Below are 18,829 nucleotides of genomic sequence, written 5' to 3' on the forward strand. Positions count from 1 at the left end.
CAGGAAATATGGCCTGGCGCCAACCGGGCCGCTCTGGCAGGGCCCGTCAGTAGAGAAAGGTCGCGGTTCCCGTGGCAATCAGCTCCCCGGCATCGTTGAGCAGTTCCATCCGGGTTACCACCAGCTTGTTTCCAGCCCTCAGGATGGAACCGTGGCATACGAACCGCTCCCCCCTGCCCGGCTTCAGGTAATCGACCCGCATATCCACGGTACCGAGCTTTGACAGCCGCTCGGTTTTCTCCTTCCAGTCAATATCCCCCATACGCTGGTAGGCGGCCACCATAGCCGTCAGCCCACCCACGGTATCCAGGGCAGTGGCGATCACGCCACCGTGCAGGATCTTCTTCCAGATATTGCCGATTAGCTCCGGGCGTAGCTCGAAGGATGCCGAAAGCCGCTGGTTCTCCAGGTCGAGCTCCTGCATCTGCAGCCCGATCTGCTGGTTGAAGGGAATCTGCTCAAAGAATCCCCTCACCAGCTCGCGGAACTCGCTGGGCGACGGTTCCGTCACAGGCGCATTACCCGGTTGAGCCCGTCCAGGGCGGCGCTGCGATAGGCCTCTGCCATGGTCGGGTAATTGAAGGTGGTGTTGACGAAGAAGTCGATCACGTTATTGGGCGACGGTTGCTTCATGATCGCCTGGCCAATATGCACGATCTCCGCGGCCTCGGCACCGAAACAGTGGATGCCCAGGATCTCATGGGTCTCGATATGGAACAGGATCTTCAGCATGCCCACCCGTTCACCGGAAATCTGCGCACGCGCGGTGTGCTTGAACAGTGCCCGCCCCACTTCGTAGGGCACCCGGGCGGCAGTCAGCTCAGACTCGGTCTGGCCCACGGATGAAATCTCCGGCAGGGTGTAGATCCCGGTAGGGGCATCCTCGATCACCCGGTGCCCGCGACCGGCGATAGCTGCGGCTACCGCCCTGCCCTGGTCGTAGGAGGCACTGGCCAGGCTCGGCCAGCCGATCACATCGCCCACCGCGTAAATGCTGTCCACGGCGGTGCAGTAGTGCTCATCGACCGTCAGCTGGCCGCGGTGGTTGGCCTCCAGGCCGACATTGTCCAGGCCCAGTGAGCCCGTATTACCGGAGCGGCCGTTACACCACAGCAGTGCGTCCGCGTGGATACGCTTGCCGGACTGCATCTCCATGATGACGCCGTTATCGGTGGGCACCACCTTGGCGTACTCCTCCTGGTGGCGGACGGTCACGCCCATATCCCGCAGGTGGTAGCTCAGTGCGTCGGAAATCTCATCATCGAGGAATTCCAGCAGGCTGCCACGGGTATTGATCAGGTCGACCTTGATCCCCAGTGCGGCGAAGATGGAGGCATACTCGCAACCAATCACACCGGCGCCGTAGATCATCATGGAATGCGGGGTGTGCTGCATTTCCAGGATGGTGTCGCTGTCGTAAACCCGCGGGTGGTCAAAATTCACATCGGCGGGACGGTACGGGCGCGAGCCGGTGGCGATCACAAACTTGTCGGCCTTGAGTACCTCTACGGCGCCATCCTGCAGTTGTACCTCAACGGTATTGGCATCGCGGAAACGGGCTTCACCGAGAATCAGCTCAACCCGGTTGCGGGCATAGAAACTGGTGTGCATCTCCACCTGGTAATTGATGACCTTGTGCACCGATTCCATTACCTGCGGAAATGACAGCCGGCACGGCTCGCCCAGCGCACGGAACACCGGCTGGGTGTTGTAACGCATAAGCTGCTTGACCGAGTGGCGCAGGGCCTTGGACGGAATGGTGCCCTTGTGGGTGCAGTTACCACCCACCGCCGGGCGCTTCTCGATCACCGCTGCGCGCATGCCTTTCTTGGCTGCGCTCATGGCCGCCGCCTCGCCGGCGGGGCCGGATCCGATCACTACCAGGTCAAATTTCTGTTCTGCCATCTACCAGCTCTTAATAGTTTTGGTTTTGTTTAGCGTAGAAGCGGCCCGCGGCCGCAAAACCGAACAGGCCGCAGGGTATCGCTGCCACGGGGCGCTCCTGCGGACTGGTTAACAGTTATTCTCAGTGCTTGCGGGTGGCGTCGTAGGCCAGGTCAGCCTGTTGCGCCAGCTGCTCCTGCCGCTCCTGCTCCTTGCGGCACTCATCATCGTCGCCACCGCAGATATCGCAGTTCTCCTTCAGGCCCAGGGTGTTCAGGCCACCGCAGGAGCCCTTCAACGGCTTGTTCTGGACGATGGCGCCGACCGCCATCCCCGCAATTACCAATACCATGGCAACGAAGGCAAAAATATAAACAGTCATGATTCAGACTCCTCCAGGTAGGGAGCAAATGCGCTGCTGTAACGCTCTTGGAAACCGTTCCCGGTTTTTACCAGCATGAAAACGGCCAAGCCCTCCCGCTCTGCCAATTGTAACCCCGCTTCCGCACCCATCACATTCAGGGCGGTGGCGAGGCCATCCGCCTCGGCACAGTTATCGGCAATCACCGTTACCGAGGCCAGTCGATGGGACAGCGGGCGACCCGTGCGCGGGTCGATACTGTGCGAGTACCTGACACCATCGCGCTCGTAGTAATTGCGGTAGTCGCCGCTTGTAGCCACTGCACGGTTGCTTACCCGCACCGGCTTGTGCACCACCTGCCCTGCGGCAGTGGGACTCTCGATGCCGATACGCCATTCCCTGCCATCCGGATTCCGGCCACTGGTTCGCAATTCACCACCAATTTCCACCAGGTAATTGGTGATGCCCTGCCCTTCCAGTAACAGCGCAACCCGGTCGACACCATGGCCCTTGGCGATGGCCGAGAGGTCGAGCTGCACATCCCGCTTGCGCGTCAACCGGTCCGGATTGCGCTGGAGCGCCAGTGCGTCCGACCCGATCTCGGCGAGCAGCCTGTCGATCTCCGCCTGCGCGGGCACCTGCTCGGGCTCGGCTGTCGGGCCGAAGCCCCACAGGTTCACCAATGGCCCCACTGTGATATCGAACGCGCCGTCACTGCGCCGGTAGATATCCAGCGACAGCTCCACCACCTTTGCCAGCGGTGCACTGACCGGTACCGGCTGCCCAACCGGCCCGCCATTGAAGCGCATCAACTCCGAGTCGGGGATATAGGTGGACATCTCCTGGTTAACAGCTTCGAGCTCACTGTCCACCAGTGCCTGCACCGATTCGCGATCAACGCCGTCGGGCGCATCCACCACGGTGATGTGATAGCGGGTACCCATGGTGGGTCCCGTCAGTTTCCAGCTCTGCTCCCCGGGGACACACGCCGCCAGTACCAGCGCTGCGAAAACCGTACACACAAGCAAAAACAGGGCCCGGAATGCGGGCCCTGTTTTTGTTGTTATCGGGTGCTTAACTGCTCTGGGCAAATCAATCACTCCGATCAGCCGCCAAAGTCATCCAGCATGATGTTGTCATCCTCAACGCCGAGATCCTTCAGCATGTTGATAACAGCAGCGTTCATCATGGGCGGCCCGCACATGTAGTACTCGCAGTCTTCCGGTGCCGGGTGATCCTTCAGGTAGTTTTCATAAACCACGTTATGGATAAACCCGGTGTAGCCACTCCAGTTGTCTTCCGGCTGCGGATCGGACAGGGCCACGTGCCACTGGAAGTTATCGAACTCGTCCTGCAGGCCGTTGTAGTCGTCCTCGTAGAACATCTCACGCAGGGAGCGTGCGCCATACCAGAAGCTGATCTTGCGCGTGGAGTTCAGGCGCTTCAGCTGGTCAAAGATATGGGAACGCATCGGGGCCATGCCGGCACCACCGCCGATAAATACCATCTCGTTATCGGTGTCCTTGGCGAAGAACTCACCGAAGGGCCCGTAAACGCGGATGGTGTCGCCCGGCTTCAGGTTGAAGACGTAAGAGGACATCTGGCCCGGCGGCACACCTTCGGTGCGCGGCGGCGGGGTGGCGATACGGATGTTGAACTTCACCACGCCCTTCTCTTCCGGGTAGTTGGCCATGGAGTAGGCGCGTACCACCGGCTCGTCCACCTTGGACTCCAGCTTGAAGAAGCCGAAGTTCTCCCAGTCGCCACGGTACTCTTCATCGATATCGAAATCGGAGAATTTCACGTGGTGGGGCGGGGCCTCCAGCTGTACGTAACCACCGGCACGGAAGTCGACGTTCTCGCCTTCAGGCAGCTTCAGGGTCAGCTCTTTAATAAAGGTGGCCACGTTGGGGTTGGATTCCACAGTGCATTCCCACTGCTTCACACCGAACACCTCTTCCGGCACCTCGATTTCCATATCCTGCTTTACTGCAACCTGGCAGGACAGGCGCTTGCCTTCCTTCGCCTCGCGCGGGGTGAAATGGGCCGCTTCGGTAGGCAGCATATCGCCACCACCGGCAGTGACCTTACACACACACTGTGCGCAGCTGCCACCACCACCACAGGCGGAGGCCAGGAACAGGTTGTTGGCCGCCAGTGTCTGCAGCAGCTTACCGCCGGCCGGCACGGTGAGGGTCTTCTCACCGTTTACCAGGATGTTGACGTCGCCGGTGTTTACCAGGCGGGAACGGGCAACGAGGATTACCGCCACCAGTGCCAGCACGATGACGGTAAACATCGCAACGCCGAGAATAATTTCCAGATTCATCGTATTGCGCTCCCCCGATTAGATATCGATACCACCGAAGGACATGAAGCCGAGTGACATCAGACCAACGGTGATAAAGGTGATACCCAGACCCTTCAGGCCATCCGGTACATCACTGTACTTGAGTTTTTCGCGGATACCCGCCAGTGCGGTGATCGCCAGTGCCCAGCCGAGGCCGGCACCGAAGCCGTAGGCCACACTCTCGCCGAAGTTGTATTCGCGCTCCACCATGAACAGGGACGCACCCAGAATGGCGCAGTTCACGGTAATCAGCGGCAGGAATACACCCAGGGCGTTGTAGAGCGCTGGTACGTACTTATCCAGGAACATCTCGAGGATCTGCACCAGGGCGGCAATCACGCCGATATAGGACAGCAGGCCAAGGAAGCTCAGGTCAACGTCCGGGTAACCCGCCCACGCCAGAGCCCCGTCTTTCAGGAGATAGATGTAGATCAGGTTATTGACCGGAACGGTCAGGGTCAGCACCACGATAACCGCGATACCCAGGCCCACAGCCGCCTCGATCTTCTTGGACACTGCCAGGAAGGTACACATACCCAGGAAGAAGGCCAGAGCCATGTTCTCGACGAACACGGCCCGAACTACCAGAGAAATATAATGTTCCACTTATCAGGCCTCCTGCGCTTTGGTGTTGTGCGCAATCTTGAACTCGTCCTCTTCCACCTGCGCAGGCTTCCAGGTACGGATCGCCCAGATAAACAGGCCGATCAGGAAGAAGGCGCTCGGCGGCAGCAGCAGCATGCCGTTGGGCACATACCAGCCACCGTTATTGACGGTCTGCAGGATCTCGACGCCCAGCAGCTTGCCGGCACCAAACAGTTCGCGGATGACCGCCAGGCCAATCAGGATCACGCTGTAGCCAAGGCCGTTACCCAGGCCGTCGAAGAAGCTGGCCACCGGGCCGTTCTTCATGGCGAAGGCTTCCGCACGACCCATCACGATACAGTTGGTGATGATCAGGCCGACAAATACGGACAGCTGCTTGGAGATGTCGTAAGCCAGGGCCTTGATCACCTGGTCCACCAGGATTACAAGCGAGGCAATCACGGTCATCTGCACGATGATGCGGATACTGCTCGGGATCCGGGTACGAATCAGGGACACCAGTACGTTGGAGCAGCAGACCACCACGGTCAGGGCCACACACATTACCAGTGTCACTTTCAGGGAGCTGGTTACCGCCAGTGCGGAACAGATACCCAGGATCTGCAGCGCAATGGGGTTATTGTTAAAAATAGGTTCCAGCAGAGTGTCTTTGACTTTCATGCTTACGCCTCCCCTGCTTTCAGGTTTTTCAGGAAGGGACCATAGCCCTCACTGCCGAGCCAGAATTCGATCAGGTTGTCGACACCCTTACTGGTCAGGGTCGCGCCGGACAGGCCATCGACCTTGTATTCAGCGTTCGGGGTGTTGCTGTCGACGCTACCCTTGATAACGCTCAGGGCAACATCACCATCCTGGTCGTACACTTCCTTGCCTTCCCAGATCGCCTTCCAGTTGGGGTTGTCGACTTCACCGCCCAGTCCGGGAGTTTCTTTATGCTCATAGAAACCCAGGCCGGCAACGGTGTTGAGGTCACTCTGCAGGGCCAGGAAGCCATACAGCTGACCCCACAGGCCGTAACCGCGAACCGGCAGGATGATCTTCTTCAGCTCACCGCCCTCTTCCACCAGGAATACTTCCTTGATGTTCTCGCGACGGATGATCTTGGCAACATCCTGCTCCGGGGTCAGCTTTTCGCTGGCATCCGGGACCTTGGCCGCTGCACGACCGCTGCCACCAGCCGGTTGCTCATCGGTGAACTTGCCGGTGCGCAGGTCGACGAACTTCTTGGTGACGTTGGCAAATGCCTCTTCCACCGCCGCCTTACCGGCCTGGTCGGGATCGATCAGGCCACCGGCCAGCAGTACATTGCGCTTCAGGTCCAGCGCCGCATTGGCCTGCTGCATGGGTTTCAGCATAACGGCCGCGGTGGAGACCACGACGGAACACACGATACACAGCACCAGGGCTACGATCAGGGTTCCCTTGACAGTTTCTTTATTAGCCACGTGCCAACCTCCGTTTGATATGGGACTGCACCACGAAGTGGTCAAACAGCGGGGCGAACAGGTTGGCGAACAGGATCGCCAGCATGATGCCTTCCGGGAAGGCGGGGTTCACGACACGGATCAGCACGGTCATGACGCCGATCAGGATGCCGTAGTACCAGCGGCTCATGTTGGTCATCGCCGCCGATACCGGGTCGGTGGTCATGAAGATCAGGCCAAACGCGAAACCACCGACTACCAGGTGCCAGTACCACGGCACATTGAAGAACGGGTTGGTGTCGGAGCCGATGAAGTTGAACAGCGTGGCGGTGGCCATCATGCCCAGCATGGTACCGGCAACGATGCGCCAGCTGGCGATCTTCATGGTCATCAGGATGGCACCGGCAATCAGGATCACAAAGGTGGAGGTCTCACCAATGGAGCCGTGCATGTTGCCGAAGAACGCATCCCACCAGGTCAGCGGACCGGCGGCAGCGGCCACCACACCGTTCTGGACACCCTCGTTGGCCAGCACAGACAGCGCGGTAGCGCCGGAGTAACCGTCGACGGCGGTCCACACCATGTCACCGGACATGGAGGCCGGGTAGGCAAAGTACAGGAACGCACGGCCGGTCAGCGCCGGGTTGAGGAAGTTCTTGCCGGTACCACCGAACACTTCCTTACCGATCACCACGCCGAAGCTGATACCCATACCTACCAGCCACAGCGGCAGGTCCGGCGGGCAGCTCAGTGCGAATAGGATAGAGGTTACGAAGAAGCCTTCGTTCACCTCGTGACCGCGCACTGCGGCGAACAGTACTTCCCAGATACCGCCGACCACGAAGGTGACGAGATAAATCGGCAGGAAGAACATGGCACCGTAGACAAAGTTGTCCCAGGTGCTGGCCGGGTTGTAGCTGGTCAGCGCACCGATAATCGCGTGGCGCCAGCCATCGAACTCGGTAGTGCCCATATCGGCAATAATCAGGTTGGACTGATAACCGATATTCCACATACCCCAGAATGCGGCCAGCATCGCGCAGGCCCACACACTGATCATGATGCGCTTCAGGTCAATACCGTCGCGCACATGCGCGGTGGTCTTGGTGCGTTCGGCGGGCTGGAACAGGCCAGTGTCGATCGCCTCGTAAAGCGCGTAGAACTTTTCGTATTTACCGCCCTTGTGGAAGTGCGGCTCAATGGAATCGAGGAATTTGCGCAGCATCCTTAACCCTCCTTCTCAATACGGGTCAGGTTGTCCCGCAAAATGGGGCCGTATTCATACTTGCCCGGGCAAATGAAGGTACACAGGGCCAGATCTTCTTCGTCCAGCTCCAGCGCGCCCAGCTGCTGGGCAGTGGCGGTATCCCCCACGATCAGTGCACGCAGCAGCTGTGTGGGCAGGATGTCCAGCGGCATGATCCGCTCGTAGGCACCGATCGGCACCATGGCACGTTCCGAGCCATTGGTGCTGGTGGTGAAGTTGAACTTGCGGTTCTTGAACAGGCGCGAGAGGTAGATCGGCAGCGCGGAGAAGCGCTTGTTACCTGCGCGCAGGTAATGCAGGAACGGACGCTCATGGCCCTCTTCCAGCACGCTTACCTGGTTGGCGTAGCGGCCCAGGTAACCCAGCGGGCCACTGGCCTTGCGACCGCCGAAGACGGAACCGGAGATGATGCGGTTATCGCCTTCCTTCAGGGAACCTGCGGTCAGCTCCTCGAGGTTCGCGCCCAGGCGGGTACGCAGCAGGCGGGCTTTTTCCACCTGCGGGCCACCCAGGGCCACCACGCGGTCGGTGAACAGGCGTCCGGTCTCGAACAGCTTGCCCACGGCAATGACGTCCTGGTAGCCAATGGTCACAACACTGCGACCCGGCTTGACCGGCTGCAGGAAGTGGACATGGGTACCGGACAGGCCGGCCGGGTGCGGGCCGGCGAAGGCTTCACGGCTGATACCGGCACCTTCCGGCACCGGGATATCGGCGTCCGGGGCCGTGCAGACAAAAGTCTTCGGCGCCAGCTTGGCCAGGATCTCGACCCCGCGGGAGAAGGCATCGCGCTGCTCGGCAATCACCAGCGCCGGGTCACCCGCCAGCGGGTTGGTGTCCATGGCATTGATGAAGACGGCTGAGGGCTCGGCATCCAGGGCCGGGACCTTGCTGTACGGGCGCGTGCGAAGGGCGGTCCAGAGACCGGACTGCACCAGGTTCTCACGAACCTGCTCCGCGGTCAGGGTCTTGAGCTGCTCGGCGCTGTAGGAAGCGAACTGCTCCGCCTCGTCGCCGTCAATCTCGATCACCACAGACTGCAGCACGCGGCGGGCGCCGCGATTAATGGCGACTACCTTACCGGCCGCGGGTGCGGTGTAGCGCACACCCTCGGTCTTCTTGTCGGTAAACAGCAGCTGCCCCAGTTTGACGCTATCCCCCTCTGCCACCGCCATGGTCGGCTTCATCCCGTGGTAATCGGGGCCGAGCACAGCGACGGTCTTGAGCGCAGGTCCATCATGGATGGCCTGCTCGGGCGCGCCGGATATGGGTAAATCCAATCCCCGACGGATCTTTCTCATACGCCTATGCCTAAGTTACTAGTTTAAGAAACTGTGCGAATACAGCTGTCAGACCGGTGACATCTGGCCCGGCCCGGGGGCTGTATCCAGGAATTCACGCTTTGCGAGGACTTAAACCGCAGTCACCCGATGGACGGGCGGGAGGAGCTAATCTCGGCGCACGGTGGCCCCACTAAAATCGCGCGCATTATAAAGATGGGACCGTTGCTTTACCAGAGCAGAAGTGGCCGAAATGGCCGATCAGAAGGAAATTTTTGCTGGAAAAACAAGGATTTGAGGTGGGGAGCCGCGGAGGTCCGGGGCTCGGCCCCCGCCGGCATGAGGCCGGCGGGGCCGGCGGCCACTGCTGTGACCGCAGGGACAGGTCGGTCAGTCGCGCTTCGGGAACAGCTTGTAGCGGACGCCGGCCATGTCCTCCAGGCAGCGGACCACCTGGCAGCTGTAGCCAAACTCGTTGTCGTACCAGCAGTACAGCACCGCATTGTCGTCCTCGACAATGGTGGCATTGGAGTCGAACACACAGGCACGGCGGGAACCCACAAAGTCACAGGAGACCACTTCCGGGCTGTTTGTGTAGTCGATCTGCTGGCGCAGCGGTGAGTGCAAGGCCACCTCGCGGACGTACTCGTTCAGCTCTTCCTTGGTGGTTTTCTTGCCCAGGCGCAGGTTCAGGATCGCCATGGACACATTCGGGGTCGGGACCCGGATGGCATTACCGGTCAGCTTGCCCTTCAGGTCCGGCAGCGCCTTGGCCACCGCCTTGGCGGCACCGGTCTCGGTCAGCACCATATTGAGCGCTGCGGCACGGCCACGACGTTCACCCTTGTGGTAGTTGTCGATCAGGTTCTGGTCATTGGTATAGGCATGGACCGTTTCCACGTGGCCATGCTCGACACCAAAGCCGTCCATCATTGCTTTCAGCACCGGCACGATCGCATTGGTGGTGCAGGATGCGGCGGAGATGATCTTGTCATCGTCGGTGATATCACCGTTGTTGATACCGTAAACGATGTTCTTGATGTCGCCCTTGCCCGGGGCAGTCAGGATCACCTTGGAGGCGCCGGGGCTCTGCAGGTGCTGGCTCAGGCCTTCCTCATCACGCCATACGCCGGTGGAATCCACCACGATCGCATCGTGGATACCGTGGGCAGTGTAATCGACCTCCTGCGGGGAGTTGGCGTAGATCACCTTGATCTCATTACCGTTGCAGATCAGGGAGCTGGTCTCCTCATCAACACGGATGGTGCCCTTGAAAGCCCCGTGGACAGAGTCGCGACGCAGCAGCGAGGCGCGCTTCACCAGGTCGTTGTCCGCCTTGCCCTTGCGCAGCACGATTGCGCGCAGGCGCAGCACATCACCACTGCCGGCCTTCTCGATCAGCAGGCGCGCCACCAGGCGACCGATGCGGCCGAAGCCGTAAATAACTACATCGCGCGGCTCGGGAATCGGCTTGCCGGCACCCTCTGCGCCGGCCAGCTCTGCGCGCACAAACTCATCCACGGACATGCCGCGGTCGTCACGCATATATTTGTTGGTCAGCGTTCCCAGGTCGATATGCACCGGCCCCAGGTCCAGCTTGGTAATCGCTTCCAGCACCGGGTAGGTCTCCCACTCGGAGAGTTCGTTACCCTCGACCTGCCGCACGAAGCGGTGTGCCTTCATGATGCTCAACACGGAGCGGTTTACCAGGTTGCGGCCGTACATGTAGATGCCGGCATTACGCTCACGGTTGAGCTTGCCGATCATCGGGATCATGGATTCAGCCAGCGCTTCGCGCTCTTTCCAGTCCTTGAAAAAATCCGCGGGCTTGGGTCGCTTCTGAGTCACTATCAGACACCTCTGCAATCAGTTGTGTAGGCAGGCAAATCGCGGCCGGAAAAAGGCTCCCAGGCCGCGTGGCTGCGCATTATCAGGATATGCCCCGGGGCGCGCAACCGGGCAAAAAAACACCAAAAAATTGTAGTAAAACTACCAGTTCATCCCCACCGGATCCCCGGTCCCGGAATCGCTTCACACCCCACCTTTAACGACCCGAATGGCGCCCACGGACAGGACCGGCCTGCACCGCGATCTGTTCGCAGTTACAATAACCGCCGCCCGGGCCGAGGCCCGCCTGAAAGCGTGGATATATAAGGAAAGATGACAGATTTGCAGCCCCTCTCCCCGCCCCCCTTCCGATCCGGAACTGACCGCCAGTTCTGGGGTGGACTGCATGGCGCGGCCGCCGCACTGGCGATCCTGAATACCGCCCGGCAAAGCCACGCGCCGACCCTGCTGGTGGCCCGTGACAGCCTGGAAGCCCAGCGCCTGGAAGCCCAGCTGAAATTTTTTAACAGGGGTTTGCCGACGGAGATCATCCATTTCCCGGACTGGGAGATCCTGCCGTACGACACTTTCTCACCCCATCAGGACATCATCTCTGACCGCCTGGCCGCCCTTTACCGGCTGCCGCAGATGGGGCCGGGTATCGTAATTGCCCCGGTAAGCACCCTGCTGCACCGGCTGCCGCCGCGGGACTATGTGGCTGGCAATGCGCTGATCCTGAAGGAGGGACAGCAGTTCGACCTGGACACCCAGCGCCGCGTACTCGAGCAGGCCGGGTACCACTGTGTCGATACTGTCTATGAGCATGGCGAGTTCGCGGTACGCGGCGCCCTGATGGATATCTTCCCCATGGGCAGCTCCCTGCCCTTCCGCATCGACCTGTTCGATGACGAAATTGAGAGCCTGCGCACCTTCGACCCTGAGACCCAGCGCACCGTTGAGACAGTGGACAGCGTTAACCTGCTGCCGGCGCGCGAGTTCCCCATGCACAAGGCCGCCCTGAGCGGCTTCCTGCAGAACTGGCATGAGCAGTTCGACAGCGATCCCAGCCAGGTCTCCATCTACCAGGACATCAGTGCGGGGATCGCCCCGGCCGGCATCGAGTATTACCTGCCACTGTTCTTCGACCGCTGCGACAGCCTCTTTGATTACCTGCCCGAGGGCAGCGCGGCCTTCCTGCAGGGGGAGATCCAGGAGCCGCTGGAAAACTTCTGGCGGGAAGTCAGCAACCGCTACGAGAGCCGGCGCGGCGACCTGACCCGGCCAATCCTCGAGCCGCGGCAGATCCTGCTGGAAATCAACGAGTTCAATGGCGCCCTGAAAAACCTGAAACGGGCCATCTTCTCTTCCGATGAGGTTCCGGAGGCGGAGGGCAATTACAACTTTCCCACCGTCACCCCACCCAGGCTGCCGGTGGACGGCAAGGCCGAAAATCCCCTGGCCGCGCTGGAAGCCTACCTGATGGAATACAGCGGCCGGGTATTGTTCTGTGCCGAGAGCAGCGGCAGGCGTGAATCCCTGCTGGAACTGCTGGACAGCATCCGCCTGAAACCGGTGCTGTTCAATTCCTGGTCCGAGTTCCTGGAAAGTGACGAGACCCACGGCATTACCGTGGCCCCCATCGACCAGGGACTGTGCCTGCGGGAGCCCGCCCTCAACGTGATCGCGGAGCCACAGCTGTTCGGCGAGCGGGTACTGCAGCAGCGCCGGCGCAAGAAAGCCAAGGATGACGCGGAAAACGCGGTCCGCAACCTGGCCGAGCTCCGCATCGGCGCACCGGTAGTGCATATTGACCACGGCGTCGGTCGCTACCGGGGCCTGCAGCACCTGGAGATCGACGGCCAGCCGGCAGAATTCCTGACCCTCGAGTACGCCGACGAGGCCAAGCTCTATGTCCCCGTGGCCAGCCTGCACCTGATCAGTCGCTACTCCGGGGCAGACGAGGCACTGGCTCCACAGCACAAGCTCGGCAGCGAACAGTGGCAGAAAGCCAAGCGCAAGGCCGCCGAGAAGGTCCGTGATGCCGCGGCCGAGCTGCTCGACATCTATGCACGGCGCGAAGCCCGCGTCGGCCACGCCTTCGCCGACCCCGGACTCTCGTACCGGGAATTCGCGGCGGGCTTCCCGTTTGAGGAAACACCGGACCAGCAGCAGGCGATCGAGGCAGTGGTGGCCGACATGCTGTCAGCCAAGCCCATGGACCGGCTGGTCTGCGGCGATGTGGGCTTCGGCAAGACCGAAGTGGCCATGCGCGCGGCATTTGTTGCCGCCCATGCCGGCAAGCAGGTTGCCATGCTGGTACCCACTACCCTGCTGGCCCAGCAGCACTTCCAGTCCTTCCAGGACCGTTTCGCCGACTGGCCCGTCAATATCGAGGTGATCTCCCGCTTCCGCAGCGGCAAGGAGGTTGAAGGGGTCAAGGACCGTGTCGCCAGCGGCAAGGTCGACATTCTCGTGGGCACCCACAAGCTGCTGCAGAGCGACCTGGACTTCAAGAACCTGGGCCTGCTGATCATTGACGAGGAACACCGCTTCGGGGTGCGCCAGAAAGAGCGCCTGAAGAGCCTGCGGGCCGAGGTGGATATCCTGGCACTCACCGCCACCCCGATTCCCCGGACCCTGAATATGGCCATGGCCGGCATCCGCGACCTGTCGGTGATCGCCACGCCCCCGGCGCGCCGGTTGTCGGTAAAAACGTTTGTGCGGGAGCGGGACGAGGCCCTGATCAAGGAGGCGGTGCTGCGGGAAATCCTGCGCGGCGGCCAGGTGTATTTCCTGCACAACGAGGTCAAGAGCATCGAGCGCATTACCCGGGAGCTGGAGGCCCTGGTTCCCGAGGCCCGTATCGGTATCGGCCATGGCCAGATGCGTGAGCGCGAGCTGGAACAGGTAATGAGCGACTTCTACCACAAGCGCTTCAATGTGCTCGTGTGCACCACCATTATCGAGACCGGTATCGACGTACCCAGTGCCAATACCATCCTGATCGAGCGTGCCGACAAGTTCGGCCTCGCCCAGCTCCACCAGCTGCGCGGCCGCGTAGGCCGCTCCCACCACCAGGCCTACGCTTACCTGCTGACCCCGCACAAGCGCTCGATGACCGCCGATGCGGTGAAGCGCCTCGAGGCCATCAGTGAGGCCCAGGACCTGGGCGCCGGCTTTACCCTGGCGACCCACGACCTGGAAATCCGCGGTGCCGGTGAACTGCTGGGTGAGGAGCAGAGCGGCCAGATCCAGAGCGTCGGCTTCACCCTCTATATGGAAATGCTGGACCAGGCGGTAAAGGCCATCCGCGAGGGACGCACACCGAATATCGACGAGCCGCTGGAATCGCCGGCGATCGACGTCAACCTGCGCGTACCGGCCCTGATCCCCGAGGATTACCTTCCCGATGTGCACGGGCGCCTGATGATGTACAAGCGTATCGCCAACGCCCGGGATGCCCAGGAGCTGAAAGAGCTGCAGGTAGAGATGATCGACCGTTTCGGGCTGTTGCCGGAGCCGGTCAAGCACCTGTTCCGGACCACCGAGATAAAGCTGAAGGCGGAGCAGATGGGCATCCGCAAACTGGAGGCCTCGGCCGCGCGTGGGCGCATCGAGTTTTCCGAGGAAACCGCCGTGGATCCACTCACCCTGGTCAAGCTGGTGCAGAACCAGCCCGGGCGCTACCAGCTGCAGGGTGCCAACCAGCTCAGTTTTGCCCTCGACGAGGAGGGTGCGGACATGCGCCTGAATCAGGTCGCAGGAGTGTTGGAGCAACTGGCGCAATGATAGACTGTGCTCTTTGGCGCCGTGCGTCGGCGCCCCAAACATAACAAAGCAAGCGGTATCAACATGACCCGATTCATCAAACTGTGCACCGCCCTGCTGCTGGCTACCTGCGCTGCAGGCACCCAGGCCGCCAGCTATGCCGGCAATACGTTCGAGATTGAAATGATCGTCTTCAGTCGCACCGCCGGCATGGAGGGCGCTCGCGAGGACTGGCCGGCCGCGCCACGACTGTCTTACCCGAGCCGCTGGATCGATTTCTCCAGCACCGATGACGGGGGCAATCCCGTACTCACACAGGTCGCTACCCAGCTGGATAACAAGGCCGCCGCCCTGCAGCGGTCCAGCAGTTACCGGGTACTGTTCCACAAGGCCTGGCAGCAGCAACTCTGGCAGAAGCGCCGCTCGCCCTCGATCCTGGTCAGCGGTGGCGAGACCTATGGCAGCCACAGCCAGCTGGAGGGCACAGTCAAGTTAAGCGTGTCACGCTACCTGCACCTGAGCACGAATCTCTGGATGAGTGAATTTGGGGGGCCGGAGACAGCCACCGGCGGGATACTCCTGCCGACACCAACAAAGCAGGAAGACGAGCCCCTGGACCTGGCCACCGGCAGTGCCGGCATCGCGCCGCTGCGAGCCGAATCACCAGCCTATGCCGCCCGGGTTGCAACGCTGCAGCAGGAGCGACGCATGCGCAGCGGTGAGCTGCACTACCTTGACCACCCCCTCTTCGGCGTACTGATCCAGGTACGCAAGGTGGATGAGACCGAAGAAGCGGCGGATGCGGGCGTATAGCCCGCACCACTGCGAAATAAGACCAATAACGACAATCCACAGACCCCCAGCAGGAATCCATGATTACCAACGACGCCATCATTCTCGGCATGCTGGCCGCAATTCTCGGCTTTGTCTTTTATACCGCTGGCAGCGAACACCGCTTCTGGAAACGCTTTTACCGCTTTGTCCCCGCACTGCTGCTGTGCTACTTCCTGCCCTCATTGCTGACTACATTCGGCATTATCGATGCCGAGGCATCGCAGCTTTACTACGTGGCCTCCCGCTTCCTGCTGCCGGCGAGCCTGGTGCTCCTGACGCTCAGTATTGACCTGAAAGGCATTGTGAGCCTGGGTCCCAAGGCGCTGATCATGTTCCTGACCGGCACACTGGGGATCGTGATTGGCGGACCGCTGGCACTGCTTGTCATGGCGCAGCTCGACCCCGGCATGCTGGGCGTCAGTGGCCCGGAAGCTGTCTGGCGCGGCATGACCACGGTGGCCGGCAGCTGGATCGGCGGCGGTGCCAACCAGACCGCCATGAAGGAAATCTTCTCCGTTGGCGACCAGGTGTTCTCGGCGATGGTGGCCGTCGATGTGATCATTGCAAATATCTGGATGGCCGCGCTGCTGATCATGGCCGGTAATGCCAAACAGCTGGACGCACGTCGCGGTGCCGACACCACGGCGATCACCGAATTGCGCGAGAAAGTCGAGGCAATCCAGAAAAAGCACTCGCGCATCCCCAGCCTGCCGGACCTGATGCTGATTGCGGCGGTCGGGTTTGGTGTCACCGCCATTGCCCATGCTTTTGCCGATACCCTGGCGCCGTGGTTCGAGACCAACGCGCCACAGCTGGCCCGGTTCAGCTTCACCAGCCAGTTTTTCTGGCTGATCATCATCGCCACTACCCTGGGCGTTGCCATGGCGTTTTCCCCGGCCAAGAAACTCGAGGGCGCGGGCGCCTCAAAGGTGGGATCGGTCTTTATCTATTTCCTGGTGGCCACCATTGGTACCCATATGGACATTACCGCGCTGCGCGACAGCCCGGAACTGTTCCTGCTGGGCGCCATCTGGATGGCCGTCCACGCCGGGCTCCTGTTACTGGTGGCCAAGCTGATCAAAGCCCCCACCTTCTTTATGGCGGTGGGCAGCCAGGCCAATGTCGGTGGTGCCGCATCAGCACCCGTCGTCGCTGCCGCCTTCCACCCCTCCCTGGCACCGGTGGGCGTCCTGCTGGCAGTAATGGGCTACGCGCTGGGCACTTATGCCGCCTGGTTCTGTGGCCAGCTGTTACGTGTGATCGGGGCAGCATAAGGCTGCGGACCGACAGCTGCCGGGAATGGAGCCCCGGCGCTGTCCACAGCGCTGGTATAGGGGGGCCAAGAGAAGAATGGTTCTCGATATCGTGGGGGAAGTGGAAGCAGGACGTATCCCACAGGCGCGCGAACATGAGGCGCTCACACCATATTACAGGCAGCGGGAATTATTTGAGGCGGGTTAGAAGAAAGCGACCTGCCAGCCCTGGTCAATGCGGCTGGGCCATTCCGGCCCGGTAAACATCAATTCAGACTGGCGAGATCGACAATCGGGTGGGGTCACTCACACGGAACGACGTCTTCCGCCAGCAGCCCCTTGTCGCCCTTCTGCATTTCGAACTCGACCGACTGGCCCTCGTTCAGGGTTTTGTACCCTTCGCCGCGAATACTGCGGTAGTGAACAAAGATATCTTCCGTACCCTCTCCACAGGTGATGAAGCCATAACCCCGGGCGTTATTAAACCACTTCACAGTACCTGTAACGCGATCACTCATTAAGACAACCTCATTATTGTTATTGCGCCCACCACCGGTGCAGCGAACGACTCTCCATTGCAGCGGCCGTTCCTCGGCTCACTGAACCACAATGTGTCCACCGGTTCACCAACGAACACACTACCTGATTCTTAGATAAAACGACGCCAGTGTCTAGGTTTGAGCGTGAAATAATTACTACAGATTTCGTGAGCTGCGCAATAAAAGGACAAAAAAAGGGGGCCAGGCCCCCTTTTCTGAACATTTGTGCTTTTCCTGTCTTGCCCCGGCCGTGTGCGCGCCGTGTCGGCAAGGCAAGCTCCCCTGCGATTCGCCCTAGGCCGTACCAGTCGCCTCGGGTGCGCCAATCCCGTGCAGCTCCGCCGGCAACTCCGCCACGTGCAATGTCGAAGTCGGGAAAGCGCAGGATGCGCCATGCTGTTCGACAATGTTCAGGGTTTTGAGCAAAACATCCTGCTTGATCTCGTGATAGCGGATCCAGTCAGTGGTTTTCGTGAATGTGTAGATAAAAAAGTCCAGTGAGGACGGCGCAAAACTGTTGAAGTTCACAATGAGCGTCAGATTGGTATCAATCTCCGGATGCTCCTGCAGCATCGCCTTTACATCAGCCACAATGGCCGCCATCAAAGGCGCATCCTGGTAACGGATACCAATGGTTTCAAAGATCCGCCGGTTCAGCATCCGGGAGGGATTCTCCACGGAAATCTGGTTAAAAACCGCGTTGGGGATATAGAGCGGGCGCTTGTCGAAAGTGCGGATCCGCGTAAGGCGCCAACCGATATCCTCAACCGTGCCCTCGATCTCTTTGTCCGGTGAGCGCACCCAGTCCCCAACCTTGAACGGGCGATCCAGGTACACCATCAGGCCGCCAAAAAAATTCGCCAGCAGGTCCTTCGCCGCGAAGCCCACCGCCAGGCCGCCAATACCACCAAATGCCAGCACGCCGCTGATGCTATATCCCAGGAACTGCATCACCACCATCGCCGAGGTGATGACAATGGATGCACGCACCAGCTTGCCCAGCGCCCGCACCGTAGTCGCATCCATGGGTTTGGCCATATACCGGGGATCGCGCAGGTTGTGCTCGACCGTCCGGGCGAATCGCAATGCAAACCAGGTAATGACCAGAATCAGCCCGATTTCCCGTACCGTACCAGCCAGGGAGAATATCTCTGCCCCGGTGGCCTTGCCCGCGCGCCCCGCCGCGATCGTGAGGCCAAACAGCCAGATCAGGACTGCGCCGGGTGGGTTCAGCGCCTTGACCAGCGCATCATCCCAGGCGTTGACAGTACGCTCGGCGCGCTTCTCCAGCCGTGCGGCAAAGCGCCCGAACAGCCATGCCGCCAGCGCGGTCACCAGGATGATCGTAAAGATTGCGACGATCCAGAACCGGTTGTCCCCGATCCAGGCCATTACCATCGACTGTGCAGATTCCACCAGCGGTTACTCCTGATATA

16 protein-coding genes are annotated in these 18,829 nt (G+C 60.7%); 3 read left to right on the top strand and 13 right to left on the bottom strand.

Annotation, left to right across the window (positions count from 1 at the left end):
* Positions 1–46: 46 nt before the first annotated feature.
* The 11 genes from LVE68_RS02165 to LVE68_RS02215 form a co-directional block, all read right to left on the bottom strand.
* Complete coding sequence (locus LVE68_RS02165; RefSeq protein WP_232942750.1) at positions 47–511, bottom strand: thioesterase family protein; 465 nt, start codon at positions 509–511, stop codon at positions 47–49.
* Positions 508–1,905 (bottom strand): Si-specific NAD(P)(+) transhydrogenase, encoded by a 1,398-nt coding sequence (sthA, locus tag LVE68_RS02170; RefSeq protein ID WP_232942752.1) that lies wholly within the window; start codon positions 1,903–1,905, stop codon positions 508–510. The genes LVE68_RS02165 and sthA overlap by 4 nt, the downstream gene beginning before the upstream one ends.
* Positions 1,906–2,026: 121 nt before the next feature.
* Positions 2,027–2,266, bottom strand: coding sequence for a (Na+)-NQR maturation NqrM (nqrM, locus tag LVE68_RS02175; protein ID WP_232942754.1), 240 nt, complete (start codon positions 2,264–2,266; stop codon positions 2,027–2,029).
* Positions 2,263–3,267 carry an FAD:protein FMN transferase gene (locus LVE68_RS02180; protein WP_232942756.1) on the bottom strand — a complete coding sequence of 335 codons (1,005 nt, stop codon included), beginning with the start codon at positions 3,265–3,267 and terminating at the stop codon, positions 2,263–2,265. Before LVE68_RS02180 ends, nqrM begins: the two co-directional genes overlap by 4 nt.
* 83 nt (positions 3,268–3,350) lie before the next feature.
* A complete protein-coding gene (gene nqrF / locus LVE68_RS02185; RefSeq protein WP_232942758.1) occupies positions 3,351–4,574 on the bottom strand; it encodes an NADH:ubiquinone reductase (Na(+)-transporting) subunit F in 1,224 nt (407 codons plus the stop codon).
* A gap of 18 nt (positions 4,575–4,592) precedes the next feature.
* Positions 4,593–5,201: an NADH:ubiquinone reductase (Na(+)-transporting) subunit E gene (gene nqrE / locus LVE68_RS02190; RefSeq protein ID WP_232942760.1), complete on the bottom strand. Its 609-nt coding sequence runs from the start codon at positions 5,199–5,201 to the stop codon at positions 4,593–4,595.
* Between the two features lie 3 nt (positions 5,202–5,204).
* Positions 5,205–5,861, bottom strand: coding sequence for an NADH:ubiquinone reductase (Na(+)-transporting) subunit D (locus tag LVE68_RS02195; protein ID WP_232942762.1), 657 nt, complete (start codon positions 5,859–5,861; stop codon positions 5,205–5,207).
* Positions 5,862–5,863: 2 nt separating this feature from the next.
* Positions 5,864–6,646, bottom strand: a complete 783-nt coding sequence (locus LVE68_RS02200; protein WP_232942764.1) for a Na(+)-translocating NADH-quinone reductase subunit C — start codon at positions 6,644–6,646, stop codon at positions 5,864–5,866.
* A complete protein-coding gene (locus LVE68_RS02205) occupies positions 6,639–7,850 on the bottom strand; it encodes an NADH:ubiquinone reductase (Na(+)-transporting) subunit B (protein WP_232942766.1) in 1,212 nt (403 codons plus the stop codon). Before LVE68_RS02205 ends, LVE68_RS02200 begins: the two co-directional genes overlap by 8 nt.
* Positions 7,851–7,852: 2 nt before the next feature.
* Positions 7,853–9,193 (bottom strand): Na(+)-translocating NADH-quinone reductase subunit A, encoded by a 1,341-nt coding sequence (locus LVE68_RS02210; protein WP_232942768.1) that lies wholly within the window; start codon positions 9,191–9,193, stop codon positions 7,853–7,855.
* A 369-nt stretch (positions 9,194–9,562) separates the two neighbouring features.
* Positions 9,563–11,023: a glyceraldehyde-3-phosphate dehydrogenase gene (locus tag LVE68_RS02215; RefSeq protein WP_370636830.1), complete on the bottom strand. Its 1,461-nt coding sequence runs from the start codon at positions 11,021–11,023 to the stop codon at positions 9,563–9,565.
* A gap of 309 nt (positions 11,024–11,332) precedes the next feature.
* On the opposite strand from LVE68_RS02215, the gene mfd reads away from it, so the two are divergent.
* The 3 genes from mfd to LVE68_RS02230 all read left to right on the top strand — a co-directional run bounded on the left by mfd (position 11,333) and on the right by LVE68_RS02230 (position 16,875).
* A complete protein-coding gene (gene mfd / locus LVE68_RS02220) occupies positions 11,333–14,788 on the top strand; it encodes a transcription-repair coupling factor (protein ID WP_232942770.1) in 3,456 nt (1,151 codons plus the stop codon).
* A 63-nt stretch (positions 14,789–14,851) separates the two neighbouring features.
* Positions 14,852–15,580, top strand: a complete 729-nt coding sequence (locus LVE68_RS02225; RefSeq protein WP_232942771.1) for a peptidoglycan binding protein CsiV — start codon at positions 14,852–14,854, stop codon at positions 15,578–15,580.
* 59 nt (positions 15,581–15,639) lie between these two features.
* Positions 15,640–16,875 carry a DUF819 family protein gene (locus LVE68_RS02230; protein ID WP_232942772.1) on the top strand — a complete coding sequence of 412 codons (1,236 nt, stop codon included), beginning with the start codon at positions 15,640–15,642 and terminating at the stop codon, positions 16,873–16,875.
* A gap of 281 nt (positions 16,876–17,156) precedes the next feature.
* On the opposite strand, the gene LVE68_RS02235 is transcribed toward LVE68_RS02230, so the two are convergent.
* Both LVE68_RS02235 and LVE68_RS02240 read right to left on the bottom strand, forming a co-directional pair.
* Complete coding sequence (locus tag LVE68_RS02235) at positions 17,157–17,372, bottom strand: cold-shock protein (RefSeq protein WP_091512424.1); 216 nt, start codon at positions 17,370–17,372, stop codon at positions 17,157–17,159.
* Positions 17,373–17,687: 315 nt separating this feature from the next.
* Complete coding sequence (locus LVE68_RS02240; protein WP_233006754.1) at positions 17,688–18,785, bottom strand: mechanosensitive ion channel family protein; 1,098 nt, start codon at positions 18,783–18,785, stop codon at positions 17,688–17,690.
* Positions 18,786–18,829: the final 44 nt, after the last annotated feature.

This window comes from Microbulbifer sp. YPW16 (genome assembly GCF_021290385.1).
GTDB classification, from domain to species: Bacteria; Pseudomonadota; Gammaproteobacteria; order Pseudomonadales; family Cellvibrionaceae; genus Microbulbifer; species Microbulbifer zhoushanensis.